Below are 3,650 nucleotides of genomic sequence, written 5' to 3' on the forward strand. Positions count from 1 at the left end.
GGACACGAGGACACGACCCCGCGCGGCGTCGAGAAGACGGGCTTCGCGACGCTGCCGCGCGACTGGGCCGAGACTGTGTTCTCGACCATCTACGGCGCCAGCCCGACTTCGACTTCGCGGCCAGGAACAGGATCGAGTTCAGCCTCCATCCGATGGCGCGCGGTTACAAGCAGACGCCCGTCCTGTATTGGGAGTTGGGCGAGGCCGAAGCGTTCCCGGCGAAGCTGGCGGACGCGCGCTGGCCGAACGATTTCTCCCGCATGATCGGCGACAAGGCGTACGGACTTCTCGTAGCCCATGCCGCCGGGATGCCGGTCCCACGGACCACCGTGATCGGCCGCCGCGTGGCGCCATTCACTTTCGGAGTGCCGACCGGATCGAACGAGATCTGGCTGCGGACCTGCCCTACCGAGCAGCAGCCCGGCAAGTTCAGCACCTTCCGCGGATGGAAGGATCCGTTTCTCCTGATGGCGCAGGAGGATCCGGAGCACGGGGCGATCGCATCGGTCCTATCCCAGACGGCCGTTCCGGCCACGTGGTCAGGCGCCGCCATCGAGACTGCTGATGGGGAACTCGTGATAGAAGGCGTGAACGGAACGGGAGACCGGCTCATGGTCGGCGAGGCAATCCCGTCGGCCCTGCCGCCGGAGGTTAAGAAAGCCGTGTCAGCGCTCCACGGGCTTCTCCGGGAGCGCGTCGGCGACGTGCGTTTCGAATGGGTGTTCGACGGCCGGAAGGCTTGGCTCGTGCAATTGCATCGCGGCGCGACGTCTTCGTCGGGGACCGTCATCGTGCCCGGCGACGCGAGCGAATGGGTCACCTTCCGCACGGCGGACGGTCTCGAGACCCTGCGCGGCATCGTCCGGAACCTGCCCAAGGGAGCGGGGATTGTCATTGACGGGGCAGTCGGGTTGACGAGCCACGTCGCGGACCTAGTGCGAAAGGCCGGCGTCCCGACGCGGATCGGCACGGGATAATTCAGAGGAATTGAAGGTGGGCCTTGCTGTCACGGCAGCAGGACGAGAGAACGACCGCCTCGTCGACTTCGGACCAATCAGCGAGAGGGACAGATCATGGCATTCGCAGCCGTCATAGAAGCCAGGGAAGACGCCAAGAGCAGCCTTTCCACCCTTCGCGAGGCGATGCGCGAGCGCCGCGAGCGCGAAAGAAGGGCGGCAGAGGAAAGGCGCGCCGAGGAGGAAAGGGCCGCGAGGAAGGCGTCCGATCCCGAGCAGACGGAAGCGGTGACCACGGCCCGGTAGAAGCGATGTACCGCGACGTGGACTATCGGCGCGAGGTCGACGCGCCAGACGGCCAGGAGAAGGCTTGGCGCGACGAATTCGCCCGCGACTACGGTCGCGTCGTGCACAGTGCCAGTTTCCGCCGCCTCCAGGGAAAGACGCAGGTCTTCCCCAGCCGGGAATCCGATTTCTTCCGGAACCGGCTGACACATTCGCTTGAGGTTGCGCAAATCGGCCAGGGTATAGCTGAACGGCTGAACCACGACCACAAGGACGCACTGGGGGGCGACGGCATCGACGGCCGCCTTTGCGCGACCGCCGGATTGATCCACGATATCGGCCACCCGCCCTTCGGCCACAACGGCGAAAAGGCGCTGGACAAGGCCATGAAGGCTTACGGGGGCTTCGAGGGCAATGCGCAGACGTTGCGCATCGTCACGCGTCTCGAGAAGAAGAAGAGGTATTCTGCGCCGCTCGATGGCGACGATCGCGCAGGCTACAATCTCTGCCATCGCACCATCGCATCCGCGCTCAAGTACGACAGGCTGATCCCCGCGGAACGGGGCGAGGACGACAAGATCGTCAAGGGCTACTATGCGTCCGAGCGGACCATCGTGGAGAGGGTCAAGGATTCAATCCTCAACGGGTATCGGCTGAAGCCGTGCGAAGGATTCAAGACGATCGAGTGCTCGATCATGGACCTGGCCGACGACATCGCCTACTCGGTCTATGACCTTGAAGATTGCCTGAAGGTCGGAATCCTGTCGCCGGCGGAGATCCTCTCGTCCGACGACGGGCTGCTGGTAACCGTGGCGAAGGAGGTTTCCGAACAGTTGGGATACGCCGTCACCGTTCGGGACGTGCTCGGCGAGTTCCTGTACATCTTCTCGGAGCTCGCCAAGGACGAGGACGAGGTGGACGAGGCGTCCGAAGAAGGGGAACGGGACAAGCTGCTCTTCACCTTCACGAAAATGTACCTGTCCTCCAAGAGGCTGGGCGAAGACGGTTACCGTAGGACGAAGCTGTCCTCCGAACTGGTCCACAACTTCATCAGCGGCGTGGAATTGACGGTGCACGAGGAGTGCCCCGCCCTGAGCTCCGTCAGGCTGCCGAAGGCGTTGGCGCTCCGCAAGGAGGTGCTGAAGCAGTACACCTTCGCCGCTGCTATCTATTCGCCGCGGGTGAAGCTTGGGGAGTATCGGGGCTCGGACCTGGTGACCGACGTCTTCGACGCGCTGATGAGCGACAAGGGCTACCTGTTGATGCCGCCCGATGTCCGCGCGATCGTCACGTCGACCAAGGATTCGACGATCAGGGCGCGCGCGGTCTGCGATTTCGTAGCGGGCATGACCGATCGCTACGCGATGGAGTTCTGGGCCCGTCTGAACTCGGATACCGCCGAGAGCATGTTTAAGCCCATCTGATCGCCTGAGCGCGCCGCAAACGGAGCCCCCAACTTCGCTGGCCATCTTGCTGTCGCCGAATGAGGGTGCGGAACGTCTTGCCTAGGTGTCGAAGCTATGAAGGTTGTTCATCCGGGCCGGTGCTGAGAGGCTGGGGTTGCGAAGCTCCAACGCCTGCGCCGGAGGTGCCCGGATGAACGTTCATCAGAATGCCCGTTTGACGCCTTGCGGTCGAGCCCTGCTGGCAGAGCGGGTCGWAGGGGGCTGGTCSGTCAAGGCGGCGGCACTGGCGGCGGGCGTCTCGGGCCGCACGGCCCATGCCTGGCTTCGCCGGCACCGGCAGGGCGGCGCGCGCAGGTTTCACGACCGCAGTTCAGCCCCGCATCACTGTCCGCATGCRACGCCTGTRCAGCGTGTTGCCGAGATCGARGCGCTGAGGCGTCGCCGGCTGAGCGGCCCGCAGATTGCGGCTGCGCTCGGTATGCCGCGCTCAACCGTGGGAGCGATCCTGCGCCGGCTGGGGCTGAATCGGTTGTCGGCGCTGGAGCCGAAACCCGAGATCCTGCGCTACGAGCGCGCCGCACCGGGGGAGCTGATCCACCTCGACATCAAGAGCCTGGGCCGGATCGACGGCGTCGGCCACCGCATCACCGGCAACCGCACCGGACAAGGCCGCAATCGCGGCATCGGCTGGGACCATCTCCATGTCGCGATCGACGATGCCTCGCGGCTGGCCTTCGTCGAAGTTCTGCCAAGCCTCGGCCGGGACGACGCGACGGCCTTCCTCGAACGCGCGCTCGCCTGGTTCGGCCGTCTCGGCGTTACCGTCGAACGGGTGATGACCGATAACGGCTCGGCCTATCGCTCGAAGCTCTTCGCAGCCGCRCTCGCAAAGGCCGGCGCCCGCCATGTCCGCACCCGGCCCTACACCCCGCGAACCAACGGCAAGGCCGAGCGCTTCATCCAGACCAGCTTGCGCGAATGGGCCTATGCAAGACCCTATCAG

2 protein-coding genes and 1 pseudogene are annotated in these 3,650 nt (G+C 65.0%); all 3 read left to right on the forward strand.

The window, feature by feature from the left end; all coding sequences use genetic code 11:
• Positions 1 to 977 (forward strand): annotated as a pseudogene (locus tag AC1D34_RS35130) (hypothetical protein); the annotation flags it as partial.
• Between the two features lie 23 nt (positions 978 to 1,000).
• On the forward strand, positions 1,001 to 2,665 hold the full coding sequence (dgt, locus tag AC1D34_RS35135) for a dGTP triphosphohydrolase (RefSeq protein ID WP_476826735.1): 1,665 nt from the start codon (positions 1,001 to 1,003) through the stop codon (positions 2,663 to 2,665).
• 172 nt (positions 2,666 to 2,837) lie between these two features.
• A partial coding sequence (locus tag AC1D34_RS35140; protein ID WP_476826736.1) for an IS481 family transposase occupies positions 2,838 to 3,650 on the forward strand: 813 nt, incomplete at its 3' end.

It is taken from the genome of Allobosea sp. P1_A7 (genome assembly GCF_056406775.1).